The sequence below is a fragment of the Alteromonas sp. KUL42 genome (genome assembly GCF_006538325.1).
GTDB lineage: Bacteria > Pseudomonadota > Gammaproteobacteria > Enterobacterales > Alteromonadaceae > Alteromonas.
Genome location: NZ_BJKK01000011.1, coordinates 22,353 through 42,726 on the forward strand (window position 1 = coordinate 22,353; position 20,374 = coordinate 42,726).

General features: G+C 45.6%; 15 protein-coding genes. 6 read left to right on the plus strand and 9 right to left on the minus strand.

Annotated features, from left to right (window positions below):
* Window positions 1-182 precede the first annotated feature (182 nt).
* Both EYR97_RS14625 and ppiC read left to right on the plus strand, forming a co-directional pair.
* Window positions 183-1,472 (plus strand): serine hydrolase, encoded by a 1,290-nt coding sequence (locus EYR97_RS14625; RefSeq protein ID WP_242635036.1) that lies wholly within the window; start codon window positions 183-185, stop codon window positions 1,470-1,472.
* A gap of 57 nt (window positions 1,473-1,529) precedes the next feature.
* Complete coding sequence (ppiC, locus tag EYR97_RS14630) at window positions 1,530-1,811, plus strand: peptidylprolyl isomerase PpiC (protein ID WP_131094405.1); 282 nt, start codon at window positions 1,530-1,532, stop codon at window positions 1,809-1,811.
* A gap of 9 nt (window positions 1,812-1,820) precedes the next feature.
* Here ppiC and EYR97_RS14635 read toward each other — a convergent pair whose 3' ends face one another.
* The 3 genes from EYR97_RS14635 to EYR97_RS14645 all read right to left on the minus strand — a co-directional run bounded on the left by EYR97_RS14635 (window position 1,821) and on the right by EYR97_RS14645 (window position 4,350).
* Complete coding sequence (locus EYR97_RS14635; RefSeq protein ID WP_131094406.1) at window positions 1,821-2,570, minus strand: hypothetical protein; 750 nt, start codon at window positions 2,568-2,570, stop codon at window positions 1,821-1,823.
* Window positions 2,571-2,663: 93 nt separating this feature from the next.
* Window positions 2,664-3,758 carry a FecR domain-containing protein gene (locus EYR97_RS14640; protein WP_131094407.1) on the minus strand — a complete coding sequence of 365 codons (1,095 nt, stop codon included), beginning with the start codon at window positions 3,756-3,758 and terminating at the stop codon, window positions 2,664-2,666.
* Entirely contained in the window at window positions 3,751-4,350 is a 600-nt protein-coding gene (locus tag EYR97_RS14645; protein ID WP_131094408.1) for a sigma-70 family RNA polymerase sigma factor, read from the minus strand. The genes EYR97_RS14640 and EYR97_RS14645 overlap by 8 nt, the downstream gene beginning before the upstream one ends.
* A 363-nt stretch (window positions 4,351-4,713) precedes the next feature.
* Between EYR97_RS14645 and EYR97_RS14650 the strand changes: the two genes are divergently transcribed.
* Window positions 4,714-7,908 carry a TonB-dependent receptor gene (locus EYR97_RS14650; RefSeq protein WP_404840971.1) on the plus strand — a complete coding sequence of 1,065 codons (3,195 nt, stop codon included), beginning with the start codon at window positions 4,714-4,716 and terminating at the stop codon, window positions 7,906-7,908.
* A 3-nt stretch (window positions 7,909-7,911) separates the two neighbouring features.
* Here the strand turns inward: EYR97_RS14650 and EYR97_RS14655 are convergent, their stop codons facing one another.
* Together EYR97_RS14655 and EYR97_RS14660 are read right to left on the minus strand one after the other, a co-directional pair.
* Window positions 7,912-8,103 carry a DUF6435 family protein gene (locus EYR97_RS14655; RefSeq protein WP_131094409.1) on the minus strand — a complete coding sequence of 64 codons (192 nt, stop codon included), beginning with the start codon at window positions 8,101-8,103 and terminating at the stop codon, window positions 7,912-7,914.
* Window positions 8,104-10,431: a TonB-dependent hemoglobin/transferrin/lactoferrin family receptor gene (locus tag EYR97_RS14660; protein ID WP_131094410.1), complete on the minus strand. Its 2,328-nt coding sequence runs from the start codon at window positions 10,429-10,431 to the stop codon at window positions 8,104-8,106.
* A gap of 174 nt (window positions 10,432-10,605) precedes the next feature.
* Between EYR97_RS14660 and EYR97_RS14665 the strand changes: the two genes are divergently transcribed.
* From EYR97_RS14665 to EYR97_RS14675, 3 genes are read left to right on the plus strand one after another with little or no spacing between them, the layout of a single operon-like run.
* A complete protein-coding gene (locus EYR97_RS14665; RefSeq protein ID WP_131094411.1) occupies window positions 10,606-11,400 on the plus strand; it encodes a DUF4198 domain-containing protein in 795 nt (264 codons plus the stop codon).
* Between the two features lie 27 nt (window positions 11,401-11,427).
* Complete coding sequence (locus tag EYR97_RS14670; protein WP_131094412.1) at window positions 11,428-12,345, plus strand: calcium-binding protein; 918 nt, start codon at window positions 11,428-11,430, stop codon at window positions 12,343-12,345.
* Complete coding sequence (locus EYR97_RS14675; RefSeq protein WP_131094413.1) at window positions 12,345-13,829, plus strand: DUF2271 domain-containing protein; 1,485 nt, start codon at window positions 12,345-12,347, stop codon at window positions 13,827-13,829. The genes EYR97_RS14670 and EYR97_RS14675 overlap by 1 nt, the downstream gene beginning before the upstream one ends.
* A gap of 28 nt (window positions 13,830-13,857) precedes the next feature.
* Here the strand turns inward: EYR97_RS14675 and EYR97_RS14680 are convergent, their stop codons facing one another.
* From EYR97_RS14680 to EYR97_RS14695, 4 genes are all read right to left on the minus strand, one after another.
* Window positions 13,858-14,565, minus strand: coding sequence for a DUF6445 family protein (locus EYR97_RS14680; RefSeq protein ID WP_131094414.1), 708 nt, complete (start codon window positions 14,563-14,565; stop codon window positions 13,858-13,860).
* Window positions 14,544-15,290 carry a SapC family protein gene (locus tag EYR97_RS14685; RefSeq protein ID WP_131094415.1) on the minus strand — a complete coding sequence of 249 codons (747 nt, stop codon included), beginning with the start codon at window positions 15,288-15,290 and terminating at the stop codon, window positions 14,544-14,546. The genes EYR97_RS14680 and EYR97_RS14685 overlap by 22 nt, the downstream gene beginning before the upstream one ends.
* A 27-nt stretch (window positions 15,291-15,317) precedes the next feature.
* Window positions 15,318-16,886 (minus strand): tryptophan halogenase family protein, encoded by a 1,569-nt coding sequence (locus tag EYR97_RS14690; protein ID WP_131094416.1) that lies wholly within the window; start codon window positions 16,884-16,886, stop codon window positions 15,318-15,320.
* Window positions 16,887-16,970: 84 nt separating this feature from the next.
* The gene (locus tag EYR97_RS14695) at window positions 16,971-19,877 is read right to left on the minus strand and encodes a TonB-dependent receptor (protein WP_131094417.1); all 2,907 of its coding nucleotides are present in this window, start codon (window positions 19,875-19,877) and stop codon (window positions 16,971-16,973) included.
* Window positions 19,878-20,374 lie beyond the last annotated feature (497 nt).

Below are 20,374 nucleotides of genomic sequence, written 5' to 3' on the forward strand. Positions count from 1 at the left end.
TCGTTTTTGGTGCAAATGCTAGTAGTAATACACTACCACTATAGGCTTTTGATAAGAATAAGTGTTGTCTTGATTACGCAAAAATCAGCAAAAAATCAGCACGTTTTTCATGCTTAATTTAGGTGAGTTGCTAGGTTTCCAAACATCATTATTCGATGGCGATAACAAAGCAAGGAACTAAGATGAAGCGAACTAATAACAATCAGACTAATGTAAATCAAACAGTAATGAAGCAGATGGCAAAGGCGGTAGCGACAATTGCTATTACATTTTCTATCGGTAGTTTACAAAGTGCTTTGGCCGAGACCACATTACAAGCACAGTCTCAAACACTGCCAACAGCATCAAAAGAAGAGGCGCAAATAGTGCATTGGCGAATGCCAGAAATAGAAAAGCGCTTTATGGATATTTCTGAGCTAACAACGCCTTATATTGATACGTCGCCAACAGTCTTGAATGACGGTATTCCGGTTGGCTCGATTAAAAGTGCGGGCATAAGCGAGGAGTCGATAATTGCGCTGGCCAAAGAGATGGCAACGGGACAGCATGGAAATTATGACAGTATGCTAATTGCACAAGATGGCAAGCTGCTATTTGAGTCCTATTTTAAGCGTGGTCGCGTCGACTTATCGCATCCGCAGTCATCTGCCACTAAAAGCTATACCTCGTTAGTATTGGGCCGAGCAATACAGCTGGGGTATCTCACTATGGATGATCTTCATAAGCCTGTTATTAGCTTTTTAGACAATATTGATCGCAGCAAGCTTGTCGAAGGCGCAGATAAAATCACTCTGCACCATGCACTTACCATGACCACGGGAGTAAAAATTAGTGACGAAGGTTGGGAAGCCATAAATGCCGACCTTGAGCGCATAAATGGGCAAGGTGAAATTCAGGCGGTTTTAGAAGATACGGCGCCCATCACAACCGAATCGCAGACGTTCAAGTACGGCACTGGGCCGCGATTTATCATGCAAGTTATAGACGCCGTTGTGCCCGGCACTGCCCGTGAGTTTATCGATAAAGAGCTTTTTGGCAAGCTGGGTATTACCAATTATGCATGGCGCACAGCACCGAGCGGTCTTCCTGAATCGGGTTGGAAAGTTAGTGTCACTTCAAGAGATATGATGAAAATGGGGCTGCTAGCAAGTAATGGTGGACAGTGGCGAGGTGAGCAGCTCATTCATAAAGGTTACTTAGCACAAGCCACTCAAAGGCAGGTGATAACCGGTGATGATGATATTTTTGGTGGTGGTGAACGCGTTTCTCATCAGGGATATGGCTATTTTTGGTGGGGAGCCGACGTTGAACTTGATGGTAAAAAACACTTCATGTTCTCAGCCCAAGGTGGCGGCGGTATGTATATTTTAGTCATTAAAGACTTTGATTTGGTTGTGGTGGTGACGGCTCACGAAAGGGACGATATTACACAGCAGCTTGTGGCTGAGCGCATATTGCCCCTTCTTCCTTAACCCTTTGCGGCGACTGCGGTATAATCATGTATTCTTGTTTAATTCATAGGCACAATCATGGCAACCGCAGCAGCCCTTCATATTTTGGTGAAAACAGAAAAAGAAGCGTTATCTATTTTAGAACAGCTTAAAAAGGGTAAAGATTTTGCTACATTAGCCAAGCGTCATTCTACTTGCCCGTCTGGTAAGCGCGGTGGTGATTTAGGTGAATTTCGCCGCGGACAAATGGTTAAAGCCTTCGACGATGTGGTCTTCAAAAAAGAAGTGTTAAAAATACACGGGCCTGTTAAAACCCGTTTCGGCTTTCACCTTATTAAAACCCTGTATCGAAACGGTTAAAGCATTAGGTTAAGGTACCCACTTCTCACCGCACACACTGTGTTTGGTGTATATATTATAAGGGCTGTTGAAGTCGTGAATTGTGCTCCGTAGCGCCTTGTTATGATCAACACTAATAAATGGCGTGTCTGAAGCTTTGCCTTTGTCGTCCAGCGGGTAATAGCTGCTTGAATAGTCGGTTAGCTGCATTCTGTTGTCGATTCCATTGTCGGTTAGCCGAACTCGTGTTATTGCTTTGAACCGCGTATTTGGGTCCTGCAGGCTGACGAGCTTCTTAAAGTAGTAACCTTTGTCGGTTTGTAACTGTGAAAAACCATTCAGTGTTTCAATGAGGCTTTTTAAATCAATAGCTTCCCGTTGCAACATAAAATCGTGATGAATAATACTGCTGTCTTTGGCGTGACTGTCTTCCTTGTTTACTGTTTTACCTGCGGTGTACGCCTGCTCAGATTCTAAACTCGAAAGGTACTCTTGGCCTTCATCAGTATAGTTAATTAAGGCTTTTGTGTTCATGTTTACATAGTAGTCGCTAATACCAGCGGGAAGCACTTCAAAAAGCATCACATCAGGTGTTGCAGCGCCTCGTTCTTCCGGTGTTTGAGGGCCTTTTGCTTCGCATTTGTCAGAGATGAAATAGTAGTATTGCCCTGCTTCAATGGCATAGGCTGGTGCTGAAGTTATGCCATAAAGTAGTGCAACAAACGTCATCAACAAGGTTTTATTGTGTTGAGTATTTTGTCTGATAGTGCGAAGAAGCATAAAAATACTGCCCTTAATATCAATTCTGTTTCAGTGAAACGTTATTGTAAGGGCTTAGTACTTAAAGGGCGAGAGATGCTTCGCTTTTGCGTGTTACTGCATGCGTGAGCGAAGCACGATGGTATCGTCAGTATAGTCTGTCGAAATTTGTAAATTGTCTGCCAGCGTAGCAATTAACGCATCAACATCGTTCGTGTTGAATAGGCCTGCAACTTGTAGATTGGCTAATTTGGTATCACCTAGTACTACGGTCTTGTCAGTGTAGCGGCTTACCTCTTCAATAACGTTTATGAGCGTTTCACCGCGAAATATTATTTTGCCTTCTCGCCAACTTAAGTCATTGGCAATATCTTGTAGTGAGATGGGCTCCACGGTGCTATTTGGTAAAGAAAGCACTGACTTTTGACCTTCAACCAAGGTCATAGCGTTGTTTGTGGATTTGATCACAGGGGCCAAAAGTCTATTGGCGTCGGTTTGAGTAAACGTATAGCTGGCTACCTCTACGACACCCTCAGTGACAACAAGTTCTAGGTCGCCGCGATGATATTGCACGTTAAACGCGGTCCCAATGGCTTGAATTGCTTTACCTGCCGCCAGCACATTAAGCGGGCGCTTTTTATCTTTGGCCACTTCTATATGAAGTTCACCTCGCAGTAGTTCAATGGTGCGAGACGTCTCAGTAAACGCAATATTGACCTGCGAATTGGTGTTGAGCCACAGTGTACTGCCATCTTCTAAACTAATGCTTTTGTGCTCACCGGGCTTAGTAGATGCTTGTAATGAATAACGCGCCACTTGAGCAACCTCGTTACTTTGCGGTTGTGATGAGAAAAAATGAAAACCTTGGAAACTCAACACACCTACTAACAGTAAAGACGCGGCTATTGCTACCGGACGCTTCCAGCGCAAATTAGCCAAGTGCATCGTAGTCTTATCGCTAGACTCAGGCGCGTGAGGTACGATATCCGCCAACTCACTAAGTACCGACATTTTGTCCCACAGTGCCACCATTTCTAAAAAGGTGTCGCGGTGCAAAGGTATAGCTAACCACTCTTTAAGTGTATTTGTTTGTTCAGCGTCGAGTCCACTTTCTAGTTTAACTAACCACATGCTTGCTTCATCCAGCACGTGATCGTCGCTTTTTAAAGGTACTACGTTGTCTGGCGACTGATTTGGTGAATTAGTCATGTGCGTCTCTCTTTACCCGCTCACTGTATGAATGCCCACTGCTTATATAAGCGCTTGGCCGTGATTGCGGGCTGCTTTCGCTACCTTGCCGGCGCATAAACAAGGTGCATCGTTTTATACCTTCGGCAATATGTTTTTCCACGGTCTTTTCGCTTATCTCTAACTCTTGGGCAATCTCTTTAAGAGAGTAGCCATACACTTTCTTTAATACAAATGCGCGCCTACATTGTTTAGGGAGCGCGCGCACTGCATCACAAAATAGCTTAAATTCTTGTTGGGTAGCATTGTTGTTGAACGTTTCATCGTCAATACCACTTATCGCGCTTTCAAGCGCTTGTGCCACTTCAACACTGTCGTCGACCATACGCGTATCGGCGCGCTTTAAATGGTCGTACGCCAGATTTTTCGCTGTTTTAAACAAAAATGATTTGGGCTCTTTAATATGCTCTGTTGATTTCGCCTGACATAAACGCACGTAAGTATCCTGGAGAATATCATCCACTTCTTTAGGCGGCACAAGTCGCGATAGCATTTTAGCCATCGAACCACGGGCCGACATATAGGCATTATGTATGGCTGTTTCTATGGGCATATTGTTATTTTTTATCGTTGTTATTTATACAGACGAGTGCGCGGTCATTTTCCCCCAATGTTTTTTCAATAAGCAATGAAAAACATCAATGAGAAATTAAATTTGTTAATAGGTTGTATATAATGCGCCGCTAGTTTAAAACAACAAAGCAGTCAATTTTGGCCCCACCCCCCACAGGGGTATGGCCATTTTTTAAGCATACTGCACATAAATGTACTTATTTGGGGCCACCAAACCACGTACATTTGCAATTGTCTGACTGAAAAATGACTCGTGCATAAATTATGAACAAAGATAAACAGGCTCTAGCTACTATTCGATAGTTGCAATAAAAAAGCTAATGAAAATAATAAGATAATGCCTTTGGGAATACGTCACCGCTCAACACTAGCTTTGCTACCATTTACACCGTGCACTGTGTCACTAGCGGCAAGCATGGTAGCGGGTGGGCTGTGCTTGCCCGTATGTGCGCAATCTGTTTTACCCCACGAGCAGTCTGATACCCAGTATTTACGCCAAAGTACTGACAAAAGCACCGATGCCACAGAAAAGCCAGCAGTTCACACGGTGGTCGCATTTTCGATTCCCGCCCAAAGTGCCGACGAGGCACTCATTGCATTTGCTAATCAAGCCGGGCTGACAGTTGTCTTTCCATACAACGAAGTACGGCATACTTTTGCAAATGAAGTGAGTGGTAACTATACGCCGCAAGAAGCAATAGCAATGCTTTTGGCAAATACGCACTTGCAAGCGAATATTGTTGATAAGAGTCGTATAAAAATTGAATCTACGCGTAATAAGTCGCGCGCTGAGCATGTCATTTCGCGACTATTTAGTTCACTCACAGCGCAAGATGAGAGCTTAGTAACCGTACCTGATGAGCAGGGCAATTATCGCATTGAGTTTATCGAAGTCAGAGGGCTTCGTGCGAAGGTGGCGCAATCGGTTGGTATTAAGCGAAATACCAGCGTCATTATTGATACGATTGGTGCCGTTGATATGGGCAAGTTCCCCGACCAAAACCTTGCAGAAGCGCTACAGCGAGTATCGGGCGTTTCTATCGACCGCGCGGAGGGTGAAGGTCAGTTGGTCACGGTACGCGGTTTTGGTCCAGAGTTTAATCGTGTTTTGCTTAATGGTAGACCTATGGCCAGTGATAAGCTGGGCCGCGAGTTTAGCTTTGACACCCTAGCCTCTGAAATTGTAAGTAGCGTTACCGTATACAAACAAAATCAGGCGGCAATGCAGTCGGGTGGTATAGGCTCTACCATTGATATACAAACTGCCAAGCCGTTGACTTTTAAGGGGGTGCGCGCTGCCGGTAGTGTCAAAATGCAGTACGACACCAATTCCAAGGCCTATGCCCCTTCGACAACGGCGTTGTTCAGTAATACCTACTTGAACAATACGCTTGGTGTATTAGCATCATTCAACCAATACCAGCGAGAAGCACGTCTTGATGAGGCGCAAATTGACGGGTGGTTGGTAAATACTAATATTCCAGAAGTTGAACTATCAGCAAGTGCAAACACGCTTTACGTGCCAAGAAATTATGATCAACGAGTGAGGTTTGACGAGCGTACACGCACAGGTGGGACATTGGTTGTTCAATATCGCCCAAACAATACGTTTGAACTGTCAGCGGATTATTTAGGGTCAACGTTCGATGTAGAAACATCGGCAACCTCTATGGGCCATTGGTTTACGTCAAGCAATTTAGAGGATGTGGCATTAGACACAAATGGTACGGCCGTAGCGTTTTCTCAAAATAGCGGTCATGCCACTGACTTTCATGCTAGAACCTTTAACCGCTCTTCATCACTTCATAGTTATGGTTTAGATGCCAACTGGATTGTAGCGCCCAATATTATTATGGACGCGGATGTTTCATACTCATCTGCATCAGTAAATGACAACAATGGCGAAGGTAATGCACTTTCACTCATTGGATATTTAAATCGCTCTTCGTTTGATCATAGGCGAAATACGGTGTTACCCGCAATTTTTGGTTTTGAAGCTGCTAATCCAGGGCAAGCTAACGCGCTCGGAGAGCCCGTAGGCGTGGGACCTTATCTTGATGCATCTAATGGTCGCGCACATGTTATGTTGAGACGAGGGTGGAGCATCGATGATGACATTGGCCAAGCAAAGGTCAATATCAGTGTGCTAGGTGAGCAGCAGTGGTTTAGTAAGCTTGATATGGGCGCGGCGGTAACGCAGCGAGAAAAAGCTAACGAGCGACGTGATAATGAAGCGGATGCCAGACACTGCACTTTTTGTGGGTATTTCGACTCTCCTGATATTCCGGATAATTTTCAATCGGTATTCGACGCGGGTGACGACTTTTTAAGTACTATTAGCGGACACGAGCATATACCAAATCAGTGGTTGCGCCACGACGGCGATACGTTGTTTCGCTTTTTGGAACAAGCAGGTAATGTGAGTTTGGCGCCAGAAACGCGGGGTAGCTCATTTGCAGTGAAAGAAACCGTGTATGCTGCCTTTGCACAAGCCGCTATAGAGAAAGATTTCGCGCCGTGGTTTGTTGATATACATGCTGGCATTCGCGCTGAATATACTGATGTAAATGTGACTGGCGTCGATGAGCAACTTTCCGCATTAGTGATACTTGATCAAACCGAGCTGGGGCAAGAATTTGGTGCCTCTGTCGGCATTGAAGAAGCATCAAGCTACAGTAATTTCCTTCCTAGTTTCAGTGTTAAAGCGAATTGGCTTGATCAGTGGGTATTTCGCGTTGCCTATAGTCACAGTATTACTCGACCAACACTAGAGCAGATGTCGCCAGGCGTTACTTATACCACTACCCGCCAAGGCGGCGATTTACGTGCTCGTATTGGTAACGCGCAATTGAAACCTTTCGAAGCCCAAAACATTGATTTGGCTATTGAGCATTATTATCAAGACAACAGCTATTTATCAGCGAGTTATTTTCGAAAAACCGTAGATAACTTTATTGTTAGCCAAAGCAATACGCTTTCGTTTAATGGTGTCACCGACCCAAGTACCGGAAGCGATACCAACGCGCCAGATGATCAAGATGAATTAGCGCAGTTTTCAGTAATATCGCCTAGCAATGGACGCTCGGCCACCGTTGAAGGCGTTGAAATAGCCGTGCAACATTTGTTTGGTGAGTCAGGTTGGGGTATTCAAGCTAACGCGAGTTTTGTAGATAGTAACGCCGAGCTAGATACAGCTAACGTGCAATCTACCTTTGCCCTCACTGGTTTGTCAGGGGCAAAAAATATGGTGCTGTTTTACGAGAGAGACGCATTGCAGTGGCGATTGGCGTGGAACCACCGCGACGGTTTCTTGCAATCATTAAACCAAACACAAAGCACGGAACCTACCTTTGTTAGTCCTTATGAACAGTGGGATGTGAGTGCGTCTTACCAGTTAAGCCCACATTTATCGTTATTTTTTGAAGGCATTAATATCACTAATGAAACTGTGCATAAGCGCGGTCGCTTTAGTAATCATCTGTTGTTAGTGCAAGATGCAGGCGCTCGCTATGCGTTAGGTATTAATCTTATTTACTGATGCCTATTTAGGGTTTTCTAAACGCTCAATTTCTTTCCAAAACGCTTCCGATTTGGCAGTAAGCATTGAATAGGTTTTTATATCGCCGTTGCGCTGAGCATGCATCGCTTTTTCAAGTAAAGCATCGTATTGCTTGAAATGGCGAAGCCACCTGAATAAGGTGAGCTTCGCTTTTTTTAATGCGCCGTGTAGCAATTAAAACTGATACGTAACGTAGGCGCTTATGCTTCTACCTGGTTCTGAGAAACGCTGATAGCCGTTGTCGCTAACGCCAGAGAAAAAGCCGCCTGTACCCGTGCGCACGTTATTCATTACTTCCCAGCGATAGTACTCTTTGTCAGTTAAGTTATAAATCGCGGTGGTAAAGCGTAAGTTATCAGTAATATCGTAAAACGCCATTAAATCAAATACGGTGTAACCACTTGGGTAATAAGCAGGGCCGTCGCCATTGTTTAGAGAGGTGAAGCTAGTCTGGCTGCTTTCTTCTACGCCTTTACTGGTAATGGCAACCAGTTCGGCTCCCCAGTCACGGTTGTCAGACACATACGACAGCGTCATGGTGGCGGTGTCTGGTGCAATAGTTTCTAAATCATCACCGGCATCATTAAAGCTCGACGCCGTGTCGTATTCACCGTCTAATGCGGTGTAAGCAAATTGCCCGCGCCAGTTGGCTGTGAAGTCATAAGAGGCAGATACTTCAATACCGTCAACGGTAATTTCTCCTGTATTTTGAGGTTGTGTAAAGGTATCTTCGCTGCTTACTTCAATGTTACAACCAAGGCGACTACACACTTGCTGAGTGAGCACAGCATCATAAGGGTTTGAGAAAGTTTCATCTTGAATCATGTTGGTGTAGTCGGTTCTAAATACAGACACACTTACGTTGCCTTTTTCAAAATTACCTATGTAGGTAAGCTCATAATTCATCGACTCTTGCGCCTCTAGCTCACCATTTGCAATACGGTCGAGGTCAATAAATGTGTTACCTGTCACAATATCTACTGCTTCGTCGCCTGAGTTAGTGCCAAAGTAAAGGTCTTGAAGTGTAGGGGCTTGATAGCCTTGCGCAATTCGCGCATTTAATGAATGACCCGGCGCAAAGGTGTAGGTTGCACCCAGTTCTCCTACTACAGCACTAAAGTCAGCATCTTGAATACTTAGTCCTGTTGGGTCAGAGAATGTATCGTCAATAGTTGGCGTGTATTCTGTTGTATCGTATCTAAGACCTGCATTTACGGTGAGTACATCGCTAAGCGTAATAGTGTCAGCAAAGTAAGCGGTAACTACCGTTTTTTCAGACTCTGGTACAAAGCTTTGGTCGCGAATAGGGTAGCCGTCGAGTATACCTGCACTTACTGTAGCGCCTGCATAACGACGGTCGTACATTTGTGCACTGGCATCAACTTGCTGATAGCTCAGACCATAAATAATTTCATGATTAATATCGCCATTAATTGACTTAGCGATATCGACATTCAGGCTTACTTGTTCTTGAGTGAAATTACGATCTTCAGAGCGTAAAATAGGCGCGGTGGGGCCAGCTGCAAACAAAAAGTTGGTTACACCCGCTGTATACAATTCTTGGTAATTTAGTCGTATATCGATGCTGTCTGCTAGGGCAGATTGCACGTTATCTGCACTATAGAATGCACCAAGTCGTTCGCGGTTATTTTCGTCTTGTGAAGTAAAGTCAAAATAGCTGCTGCTTTCTCGAGACAGTGGGATACCGTCGGTATCGCGCTGGGTGTTTTCATACACCACACCGAATTGCTGGTGGTCTGAATAATTGTAAGCCAGTTTAATCAACACAGCGTCCAATTGTGAGTCCATTGGATCTGCCTGTCCGCGACCCGCTCCCTCAATGGCATCTCCATTACTATGCGCTTGTGTCTCGCTGCTATCGCGCATTGTGTATTGCACTAACGATTCTAGGTTATTCATTCTATTGGCTACAGTACCGTGAACAAGCCACTCGTCAGATCGCGCATCAAACCCGGTTTTAAGTTTAAAGGCTGTGTCGTCGCCAGTGCTTGTTAAAAAATCGGCGGCATCGTTGGTCACATACGTGACTGAGCCTGCCAATGAGCCTGAGCCTTGTGCCACCGCGCTAGGTCCCTTAGTAATAGTGATGGCCTTTACGTGCTCAATTTCTACCTCACCGCGACTCGAGCCAAACATACCGTAAGCTGCAAATGAACCAGGGTTAAGAGTTTCACCCTGACCAATACCGTCAATGGTTACTGCAACGGCATCGCCTTCAAGACCACGAATGTTAAAGCCATCATTACCGAAGCGGTTACCAGTGTCGTTTACCTGAACACCCGGAATGTAGCGCGCGGTGTCTTCAATGTTTGTAATTGAACGCTTTGACAGGGCGTCGGTATCCAGTACAGCTTCTACTGTAGTTGTCAGTGTTTCTTCGCTTTCTACTTTGGTCACTGCAAGTTCAGTTTGCTGACCATGAGTAGGTAGTGATAGTGCACAGCCCAATGCGATAGAAACTAAAGAGAGTCTAAAAGTCATGTCTTTCCCAAATAAATTAGTGTGTGAATGAAGTGTTTCGTGTTGTTTTCTCGTGCCTGTCAAAACGAGATCCGACACATCCCAGTGTCAAAATTTGATCTAAATACTATTGATAACAATTATCATTTGCAATAGTATATTTTCACTTTTTCACTACCAGAACAAAAAAACACCATGAAAAAACACTCGCTTATCAGCCTTAACTTGTTGCTTGCTAGCTGTCTTAGTGGCAGTGCATTGGCTCACGTTGCTTACCTAAAGCCACTTCAATTTGAACCTGTTCGCGGTGGCAAAGTAACGTTAGACGCTTCGTTCGCAGAACAGTTCTTCGTGCCAGAAGCGGCCGTTTCTAACGCGTCATTTGAAGTGATAACGCCAAGTGGTAAAAAACAGAATGTGGATGAGGTGGTTAACTTGTCTACACGCAATGTGCTTGAGCACACCCTAGAAGAAGAGGGTACGTATCAGTTTTCTACCGGTAAGCGAATGGGCGCAGTCTTTCGTGTTTATATGAAAGATGGTGAACGAGGCTCAATGCGCGGCAATGATGAACCATTGCCAGAAGGTGCAGAGCTTACTGAACACTTTCAGTCCGTTACCTTCGCCAGTACCTATGTCACCAAAAAAGGCCCGACTGAGACTGCCCTTAAACCGCGCAATGAAGGGCTTGAGATAGTCCCCGTTATGCACCCAAACAGCCTTTTTAGCGGCGAGAGTTTCGACTTTAACGTGCTTTACAACGGCGAACCGGTTGCAAACCACGAAGTGGCTTTTTATGAAGGCAAAGACCAGTTTGCCGAAGAGTCGGATGTGGAAAAAGTCACCACGAACAACGCCGGAGAAGCGTCATTCACCCCGGCAAAACAGGGCGTTTATTTGATGCAGGTACGCTTGCGTACCGATGCGCCAAAAGACGCAGATGTACCTACTTATAGCTATACCACCACGCTTTCTTTCGAAGCCTTTTAATCACAACGCAGACCGGAGAGAACAACAATGAAACAAGTAACCGCAGCAGTGAAAACCGCACTACTTATCGCAGCAGGCGCCGTGGCTTTAGGAGGCACTGTAGCCGCAGCTCCGCATAGCGCAAGTGGTATCATTCTTACCTACGACTTAAACAAAGATCAGTCTTTGCCTTTAGAGGAATTTGTTGATGCACGCCGCGCGCGATTTGCCGCGTCTGACAAAAACGGTGATGGCGTGCTTGATGAGAGCGAGTACGTGTACGAGTGGGAAGGCAAAATGGAAATGCGCTTGGCTGAAGACAGAAAAGCCTCGGTGAAGCAAACGCATATCAGATTTCACGCGGTAGACAAAAATGACGATGATCGCATTACTTTAGACGAAGTCGAAGCCGTGGGCGAAAGCAGCTTTGCCCGTATGGATGCCGACAAAGATGGCGTTGTGGCGAAAGGTGATCCTGAACCCGCCCCACGTCGCACCTCGCAAAGCGATGCCGATAGCGCGCCTACACTAAAGCAGCGCCCTATGTTACGTATGCCAACAAGTCACAATATCGAAGGCTTTGTGACGCTTTATGATCAAAATGGCGATGATGTTGTGACCAAAAACGAGTTTAACGCTGTTCGCGAAGCACAGTTTCAGCGTACAGACGAAAACAGCGACGGGATGCTTACCGAGCAAGAGTATGTACTAGAGTTTGAAGATAGACTTGATGCTCAAATTAAAAAAACGTACGACGGACAAATTAAGCAAACCTACGTACGTTTTGGGGTGTTAGATACTGACGAAAACAAGAAGATGACCTTTGCCGAGTATATGGTATCGGGCTTTGCAGCCTTTAATCGTTACGACACTAACGGCGATGGCTTTCTAACGCTTGCAGACCCTGCACCTAAGCCGCGAGATCGTGAGCAAAACACTACCACTACGGCACAAGCTAGCGAATAATGGCCTTGCGTAGTTTATTGTTAATAACAGCACTAGCGGCGTTAGCCTCTAGTGTTTCGGCTTTTGCTGAGTCATATACATTTCCCGCGTCAAATGGCCAATCATCCCCTGTTATCACACTTAATAGCAATAGTGCGCTAAATGAAGTTCAGCGAACCAATATTGAAGCACTAGTGAAAGATACTTATTTTTCGCTCGACAGAAATAATATTCATGGTGTGCTTTATGCACTAAATCAGGGCGAAAATACGCCATTGCCAAACTGGCTTTATAACGCCATTGAACGGTGCGAAAAATGGTTTCATAAAACCGAAGGTAATGTGAGCTGCCGCAATGGTGCGCTCTATGATTATTGGCGTGATTACAGCCATGGTAAAAGTACAGGCCAAGGTACAAACCCAATTCCAAGTATAAAAAACAATAAGACGACTCAACCTCTATCGCGTCGAGAGGTTAGACGTCTTGCTCGTGTAGCCAGAATAGCCGATGTGCATTTTAAAAAAGAGAATACTATTGAATTTTCAGCACCTATCCAGTGGGATCTATCTGCCTTTGCGTCAGCACTTGTTATAGAACGTATTGCGGACTTTCTTGCGTCAGCAGGGTTTGCTAACTTTCACATCAGCGTGGATACATTGCAAACCCATGTCTCTTCAAGCGATGTGATATGGCAAAGTAAGATTGACGGAGATGCTATTGGTTTTTCCAATGCGACATTGGCACATTTGAAGCCGTGGCAGCAGCCAGCTTATTCTGATAGGTATGTTACTTCGCAGGAAAAAGGTTTGATAAGCCATAGCGATGGTTGGCCAAATGCGCGTTTTGAGGTAATTGCTCTTGCGAGTACAGCATTTGATGCTGCTTTGCTGTCACATTTTGGGGCGACCAAACCGGCGCAGCAGTCGCTAGATTTAGTGAATTCGCAGCCCTCGCTTGCCCTAAAGCTAGTCGATGCAAATGGACGGGTGTTTACAAGTGATACCTTTGCCTCTCGCACGGCCGTAAATGATGAAACAGGTACGGCGAGTAATGGAATACTAATAGATGTCGCGCTACCTATGTTTGATATTGCGGATTATCGCGGGCCATACGTCAGTGTGTGGATAAGCGACGACAAAAATAGGCTAGTTAAAAGCCTAGCGCTTCGAGGTACCAGTGAACGCTGGCTAAGCGAATTGCGCACTTGGTGGCGCAGAGTTGGTAGAAAAGAAGCTGGCCGCAATAGCGAAAGCTTAATCGATGGCTTTTCCGGCGCAACTAAGAAAAACACGCCGCTTCATATCGCATGGGATGGGCTGGATGATTACGGCAATACAGTCATTGATAAACCGCTCGTTTTGCATGTGGAAGTAGCCAGAGAGCATGGTGGTAGAAGCTATGAAAAAGTCTCCTTTGCTATTGATGGGCTAACGCAGCCAATAGAAGTGAAGGGTGACAACGAGATTGCTTCTATTAAGTTGTCAGCTAAGGGCGCTTCTCAATAAGCTTTCTAACTACACGGCAACAAGCGTGCTAGTTAAAAAGAATGCTGGCATTGGCAGTTAGCCTCGCATGTTTGATATCGAGATGACGTCCGTGTGAAGCAGTTTGGTCTATGTCATCAGGTAAACAGCCGCTATGCAGCAAGTTCGCGGGGTAGAGTAGCGCGCGGTTAAACTGCGCCTCTACACAGGCGATCTGTTTAAACATCGCGGTATCACCATTGATGTACGCTTTAGCGGGCAAGCCCACCGAGGTGGCTTGGCGCTTTAGCGTAGAAAAATAGTGATGATATTGGCTAGCATTAACCCGTTCTAGCCCCGTTTCTTTGTGTCGATAGAAGGCTGTGCCCCCTAAAGGAGCGCAGAACAAATAGTGAACTAATGCCCATTCATTATCACGTTGAGTATCAATATGAGGAATACACTGAATGGGAGATAGCTGGCTTGGATGTTGGTTGGCAATAGAAAGCTGCGCCATTGCCAGCTGAGGCTGAGAGATATCGACCAAAGCCCCGTTTAATTCAGCGAAAAGTGCGGGCAAAATGTGATGCAGGTGAGCGACATACGCATCGGGTGCATGACTTCTTACACCAGGGTAAAAGTCATCTGTTTTTTTCTCAAAGCGATGACTTTGCGCGATAACGTCGACCATGCTTTGCGCATCAGGCAAAAAGTCATCAATCACAATGACCGGCGTGGCGTGTTCGCCCACGTTAATTAGTTTGTAGTTTGAAACCATGCGTCTGCGTTTTTGTTGGCTTTATTCTTTTTATCAATAAGCGCGTAAATTTGTGCGTTTGACGCTACCAGCGTATAGATACTTTGCAATAAATTTTGCGCATGTAAATCGGCAATGGCTTGTGGGCTTAGTGCCGCAAGCTTGTCTTCGTCTATGGTGTACAGCCCGGTAATTGACGTTTTGCTTTCGTTCTCAAACGTAATTTCTAAGGTAAATGGCGTAATAAGGTTGTGTTGCACTAGCGCGGCGATAAAGCGCTGATTTTGCGTTTCGCCATCAAGCAGCTGCGCCAATATTTGCTGTTTTTCCACAAGGTAAGACGTTGGTTCACCCATGTTATCGAAAAGTGGGCTTCCGTTTTGTTCATTGACCGATGCATTATCCATATCGATGCACAGCACACGGTTAGCCTGAGCGTTTGTATTTGACGGCTCTGTGCCCACATAAAAAGGCAGGCGCTCAAACTGTGCAGGAATATAAACCCCATCCCAATGGCCTTGTTGCCAAAACAAATTCTCATTTTCTTCAAACCCAAGTAACGCCGATAAGCCAAATTGACCCGAGTCATCTAGTTTGGTGATCACAACAGGGTAGTGCACAACAAGTTTGTTTAGCTCTGATACTACAACAGGTACTAGGTGCTGATTAGCGCTAAGGTTCAAAGCGTCGTTAGTGACTTTAAGGCCTGCATGCGCTTTATTATTAATAGCAACCATGTTTGTCATACGCGGGTCCTTTTTCTGGTTAGTCGATTAAACGGCTTGTAAGCCGAACTGGTGAATTTTATTAATTAGCTCGCGATGTTGTGGCAGCTTTTCTACGGCCATGGCGCGTGCTTTTCTATTTTGCGTTAGCTGTTGGCGGGCAAAATCGGCATTCACCCACTGCTGATGTGCACCAAGCTCAGAGGTAAAGCCCATGCCGTAGAGCACATATTGATAGCTTGCTGCTGGGAATACTTCGTTGTTACTGGTGAAGTCTTTATCGCTTGGCGGGTGGTATTGCCACAGTTCCAACAGCTCTTTAAGTGAGTCAGGGATAGTTTGGCTATCACGGTTGTCTCGCCAGAACGCGCTATCATAGCGCTTGCTTAACATATAGTGCAGCTTCAAAAAGTCGATAATGCGTGCCCAGCGATACGAAAAAGTATCGTTAAAGCGTTTAGCCACAATATCCATAACCGCGCGGTTTGCGGGCAGTTGCTCGGCAATCATAGACGCAGACAGTTCCACTAATACCAGCGCTGAGGCTTCAAGGGGCTCTAAAAAGCCCGCTGCCAAGCCGACGGCAACACAGTTGTTTTGCCAAAAGCGCTGTCTGTGACCACTTTGAATGGTAATGTCCTTTACGTTCAAATCATCAATACCATCTAACGCACTGGTTTGGCGTACGTAGGTGTCTAGTCGTGTATAGGCGTCGTCTTTGCTCTGGTGTCGGCTTGAATATACGTGGCCTACACCACGACGGGACTGTAACCCAATATCCCACACCCAACCGGCGTCTTGTGCGGTGGAAATAGTGTGTGACGCAATAGGACTTTGCGCGTTATCGTAAGGTACATGTACCGCTAGCGCTCGGTCGATAAATAACACATCGTCGCAGGGGATAAAGGGCACCTTGTAGTGTTCGCCCAACAAGAGCGACCTAAAGCCCGTGCAGTCTACAAACAAATCACCCTCAATCAGCACGCCTTGCTGCGTGTGAAGCGCCTCAATGTCGCCATTATCTGCACTTTGTACTTGGCTTACATCGGCTAGAACATGGTTAACACCAAGGTTTTCAGTGCAATGTTTGGTTAAAAATGTAGTGAACTTACCTGCGTCCAAATGGTAGGCATAGTTTGCCGTGCCTGCGAACTCTGCGTGACGAATGCTTTTAGGTGCTAAACCTGCTTCGCATATGGCTTCTTGAACGCATACGGCTTGTGAGAATGACTCATTTAAATCTGGCGCTACCGTTTGCCAGTAAGGACCCAAATTCCCTTGTGAAAACCCTTGCGGCAGCATCAGTGGGTGATAGTAGAAGTCGTCTTCTCCACCGGTCGTCCACTTTGCAAATTTGGCCCCTTGCTTAAAGGTGGCATCGCATTCTTTGATAAATGTGGTTTCACTTATTCCCAGCGCAATAAGCGTAGAGCGCATGGTAGGCCACGTGCCTTCACCCACGCCAATAATAGGCACATTGGGGCTTTCTACTAAGGTTACTTTAATGTCTTTGCGGGTAGCGCATTGATGTTGCGCTGCAATACGACCAGCCGTAAGCCACCCTGCGCTGCCGCCACCGACTACTACAATGTGCGTTATGGGAGTTGCTGTTGTCATATCGAGTTCCTGAATAAAAACTGTGGCTACCAAGTGGTAGCCACGAATGTAGGGCCAACAATCGCTGGCCCTAAATACGCGAAATTAAAAGTTTCCGCGCACACCGAAAGCCCAACGTCTGCCGCTGTCTTCAACCAACAACAAGTGATTAGCGAAGCGACCACGTTTATGTACGAACTCTTCTGTTAGGTTAATACCTTCAAAGAAAACTTCTACATTGTCTGTCACGCTGTAGCTACCGCTAATGTCAAGTTGTTGATAAGACTCAACAATAGTTGGACCGTCACCCTGCCCTTGTGTTAACGACTGAACAAATTCGTCACGCCAGTTGTAGGCAAGGCGAATTTGATAGTCGTCAGTTTCATAAAAAGCCACTAAGTTGTAAGAATCACTCAACCCAGTTAGCGCAAATACTTGGTTAATATCGAATGGATCAAGCTCGGCATCACTGTCAACAATGGTGCCGTTGGCAAGTACACCAAAGCCGTTATCGAATGTGTGTTGAAGGGCAAGCTCGAAGCCGTCCACCGTGGCGTCTTCACCATTGTTTGGTAACGTATTTGTAAATACCGCTACGGCGTCCCCGGCATCTGGCGCGCCTGCATTACTGCCCGTTGACGGGTCAGTCAGCAAGCTACCATCAGCCAATTCAAAGGTTTTGTCTTCTTGACTGTTCACGATGAAGTTAGAAACCAGCTTTCTGAAGTAACCAATTGAGGCGTAGCTTGCTTCGTCGTAATAGTATTCAAGTGATAAGTCGAGGTTATCTGATTTAAACGGCTCAAGTGCTGGGTTACCACTGGTCGACGTTAAATCACCGCCTTGACGTGTTGTGGTGATAACCGTTACTGGCGACATGCTATTAAGCGTTGGTCGAGTAATGGTTGAACTCGCCGCAAAGCGCGCAATTAAATCGTCAGTTATTTCTAGACGTACACTGAAGTTAGGCAACAGCACATCATAGTCTGATTCAGTGGCTATGCTTTGTGCGTCACCAAACCCGGCTAGCATTTCGGTTTGATCCAAAATGGTAAGGCCGGTAATAGGGGCTTGTGTGCCGTTAACGGTCACGTCTGTCATTTCGTAGCGCACGCCTGCGGTTGCGCTTAAAAGCATGTCTGCAACTTCGCCTTCAAAGTCGAACTCTAAGTAAGTAGAGATAATATCTTCTTCCACTTCAAAGCTATTGTTACGACGCACCGCATCAAAACTAATGGCTTCGCCATTAACGCTTTGGTAGTAAGACTCTAGAAACGCAAAGTTGGCTTCGCCATTGTGGGCTAACCAAGAGGTTGGCATACGACCGCTGCCACTTACGTCAGACAGGAAGTCGCTACCGGCATCAAAAACGTATTGGCTGCCTGCTGGAATTTCAGGTAAATCAGGGTAACCACAGTAAGAACAGTGAATACCAACACCTTCGTTGTCCCAGCGCGTTAACGACTTAGTTTCCGTGCTGTACTGTGCGCCAAAGCGAATTTCAGTCAAACCACTGCCATCTGTGACATATTCACCGTCAAAGCGAAGCTGGCTTACTTCGTCTTCCACCGCCCATCCACGACGTAGCATTACGTGGGCGCGGCTGTTGGCTTCGTCAAGGTGATTGCTTACTCCGTCAGGCGTTAGTGCAGGGTTGTATATAGGGAAACCGTCTGGACCAGTAACAATAGCGCCATTCAGTTCTTGTTGCCCGCTATAGATATTCGCGTTGGGCGAGGCAAACATACTAGCCACTGGTAAGATGTTGTCATCAACTTGAAAGCGTACACGGTTCGCATACCCAATGAGTGATAGTTGGTCGCCGCCACCGTTATTGGCTTCACGTTCTGCTTCTGAGTGACTTAAGTCGAATGACAAGTTCAAGTTATCAGAATATTGATAATCGAAGTTAAGACCTACCGCATAAGTGTCGGTCAAGCGGTCAAACGTTTTGGCGTGCATATCCGTTGCCAAGCCCACTTCTTGATACAAGTCGACGATAGTGCCGTTAGCATCAACGGTTGGGCTGCGGCGATTGCCGTTTGCATCAAATAAACTACCATCATCTCCAACACCTTGGATATTAGGCGCAGTAAACCAGTGCCCATAAGAGGTGGCTTCTGACTCAACATCGAAATCTGAATAAAGTGCATCTGCAGTAACCACGAGCTTGTCATTAGGGGCATACTGGAAGACCAAATTAGCGTTGGTACGCGTGCGCTCTTCAAAGGTCACTTTATGGTCGTAGTTGCGTGGTGAAAATACATTACCTGTCCACGCTTCGCCCGATTCAGTCACGGGGTTTGGTACACCAACGTTTTCAAGCCAACCATCCATTTGCGCCTGATTAAGACGTGTTTTACGTTCTTGGTGTGAAACTGCCAGTAACACACCAAAAGTGTCATCGTTAAAGGTGTTGCTAATTAGTCCTGAAAACTGTGGCGTAGTGTCTTCGCTGTTTTCGTCGTAAACACCTTTCACAGAGCCAGCCATTTTGAAGCCGTTTAGCGCGAAAGGACGTGCTGTATTGATGTTGATAGTTGAACCCACACCACCTGATTGCATTGTAGCCGTAGACGTCTTATGTACGTCAAGGCTACTGACAAGCTCAGAGGCAATAGTGTCGAAGCTAAACGCGCGCGAATCGTTTTCAGATGCCATTTGACGGCCGTTAACAAGCACCGTATTAAACTGCGGTCCAAAACCACGAACGGTAATAAGTTGACCCTCACCGCCTGAGCGGTCAATAGATACGCCTGTAATACGCTGTAGTGATTCAGCTAAGTTGGTATCGGGAAAGTCGCCAATATCTTCTGCGCTAATGGCGTCAACTACGCCAGCAGAACTGCGTTTAACATCCATTGATTTTGCAACCGATGAACGAATACCACTTACCTCAATCACTTCTACGTCATTGCTGGGTTGCGCGTCTTGGGCAAATGCACTATTTGCAGAAATAGCTGACGCTAAAACTGCTGCCACTGAGCATGCAAGCTTGGTTTTCCTATACATGATGGTGTGTGTCCTAAAAGTTAGTTTTAATGTGCCAAATGGTGTGCACCCCACGTGGCTTTTCTCACAGCATTTCGCTGTTAACTCTTCAAGACGACACGGTTTGTAAAATCCCCCAAATTAATTTAACAAAAATTTAAAAAGAGCAATCTCTCTGCATTTTGAATCAGCAAATCACCTTTACTTTTGTGTGTTTTTTGTTCGTTTTTGGCTGTATTCACTTAATGTATGGTGGTTGATATGTTTCATTTATTCCCTGTATGCCAATTTTATATAAATATTAGTTATGAGAGGTAAGTAAATGATACTGGTTATATATGCCCGAATGACGTAGTTTTGCGGTGATTTAGTCTGAATTATCGACTAAGTAGGGTGCTTAACTGAGGTCTCCATAAAGGTGGGTGTTGGTAAGTTTGATTTTAATTTCGCTAGGGAATGCTAGACATAAGTGAATAAAATAGCTTGAGCCTGTCTAAAGAATGTCATTCTCGAATGAC